At 68.0% G+C, this 1426-nt stretch carries 1 protein-coding gene; it reads right to left on the bottom strand.

Annotation, left to right across the window (positions count from 1 at the left end; translation table 11 throughout):
• Positions 1–48 precede the first annotated feature (48 nt).
• Positions 49–1426 (bottom strand): methyl-accepting chemotaxis protein (locus BIS11_RS17480; protein WP_253586709.1); only part of this gene is annotated, 1378 nt, incomplete at its 5' end.

Raw genomic sequence — 1426 nt, 5'->3', positions numbered from 1 at the left:
GAAGAAAAGCCAAGCACCGCGCTTGGCTTTTTCACGTCTTGCCGGGGCTCAGAAGCTTTCCCAGGCGGGCGTCGAAGGGCCGGCTATCGCGGCGCGAGGCGCGTGCGCTTTGATATCGTCCCCGACCGGTGAGCGGGCTGGCGCCTTGGCACTGGAAGCGGGCAGCTTGAAGGTCTGCATGGCCTGGATGAGCTGCTGGGCGTTGTGGCGCAGCGTGTTGGCGGCGCTGGCGCTTTCGTTGACCAGGTGGGCATTGTCCTGGGTCATCTGGTCCATTTCCGAGACTGCCTGGTTGATCTCGTGCACGCCGGCGCTCTGCTCGGCGCTGGCGCTGCTGATCTCGTTCATGATGACGTTGACCCGCTCGATGACCTGGACGATCTCCTCCGTCGAGCGGCGAGCCACGTCGGCGCGCTCGTTGCCGTGCTTCACCCGCTCCAAGTTCTTGGTGATCAGCTCGCTGATTTCCCGAGCCGCCTCGGCGCTGCGCTGGGCGAGGTTGCGCACTTCGCTGGCCACCACGGCGAAGCCGCGGCCGTGCTCGCCGGCGCGCGCCGCTTCCACCGAGGCGTTCAACGCCAGGATATTGGTCTGAAAGGCGATGGCATCGATGGTCGAGATGATGCCGGCGATCTCCTGGGAGCTCTGGTCGAGCTCGTTCATGGTCGCTGTCATCTCACGCACCGCCTTGCCGCCACGGCTGGCGGTAGCGCTCGCCTGGGTCGCCTCGTGGCTTGCCCGCTCGGCGTTTTCGGCGTTCTGGGCGACGGTGCCGCTGAGCTGTTCCATGGCGGAGGCGGTCTGGGCCAGGGCGCTGGACTGCTGCTCGGTGCGCGAGGCGAGGTTGCCGTTGCCCTCGGCGATCTGTTCGCTGTTGCTGGCCACCGCCTCGGCGCTGGCGCGCACCTTCAGCACCGTCTCCTGCAGCCGTTCGGCCATGGCGAGCTGGGAGGCCATGATGCCCCGGGCGTTCGCCGGGCTTCGGCCTTCGGCGGCGGCCAGATTGCCGTCGCCGATGGCGCTGGCGAACGCCTGCACCTCGAAGGGTTCCGCGCCCAGCTCCCGCAGCAGCTGGCGCGATAGCCCGTACGCCATGAAGCCGCCCAGCAGCAGCGCGGCCAGCGTCAGCCCCAGCATCAGGTGTTGAAAACCCGATGCGGCGTCTCTGGCGTGAACGGTAGCGGTATTGTTGAGCTGCTCCTGCAGGTCGATGAACCGGTTGATGCGCGAAAGCCACTCGGCGTAGGCGGGGCCGGCGCGCTCGATCAAGAGCGCCTGGGCGCCGGCGATGTCGCCGGCCAGGCGTGCGGCGACCACCGCCTCGGTGAGTTCCAGCGTCAGCGTTCGCTGCGCGGCGATGTCATCGAGAAAGCGCGCCTCCTGCTCTGGCCCGGGTGCCTCGCGGGTGATGTCTGCCATGGCCTGG

The organism is Halomonas sp. 707D4 (assembly GCF_024158685.1).
Lineage (GTDB): Bacteria > Pseudomonadota > Gammaproteobacteria > Pseudomonadales > Halomonadaceae > Vreelandella.
Note: the sequence above shows the minus strand (reverse complement) of the source record. Positions and strands in the feature narration are given on the sequence as shown.